1 protein-coding gene is annotated in these 478 nt (G+C 34.3%); it reads left to right on the forward strand.

The window, feature by feature from the left end; translation table 11 throughout:
- Nucleotides 1-189: 189 nt before the first annotated feature.
- On the forward strand, nucleotides 190-478 hold a 289-nt coding region (locus V7024_RS23880), incomplete at its 3' end, for a DUF3979 family protein (RefSeq protein ID WP_335524548.1).

Here is a 478-nt window from a genome sequence, read left to right on the forward strand (position 1 = left end):
AAAGATTTAAAGTATAATGTAAAAGCGTGTGAATCAAATGGTTCACGCGCTTTTCGTTTTTATTACGTTATTAAAGAATAAGAGGTAATATATCGTCTTGAGCGGGGAAATACAGCCGTTATAGTCGTTTATGGTACAATAAATGTACTTAGGGTATATTGAGCAAGAAGTAAGAGAGGAGTTATTTGTATGCTACACGAGGAGATTACATCATTTTTTCAAGTTCTTCCACAAAAAGACGGAACACGAGGCTGGAAGTACTATATTCAAGAAGAAAAAGGTACCTATTTCGTAACAAATACAATTTCATTAACAGGTACAAGTATAGAATTGTTTTTTAATGAAGACGATGAAATTCGTCTTGTTTTATATAAAGGTGGTCAGGCGGTTACAACGATTCAACGTATTGCTGTTCAAAAGCTCGATATAATAAAAGAAGAGGAAAGCCTTCAATTTGTGCTAGATCGTATGCCAAGCC

This window comes from Bacillus sp. JJ864 (assembly GCF_036963045.1).
Taxonomy (GTDB): Bacteria; Bacillota; Bacilli; order Bacillales; family Bacillaceae_G; genus Bacillus_A; species Bacillus_A pseudomycoides_C.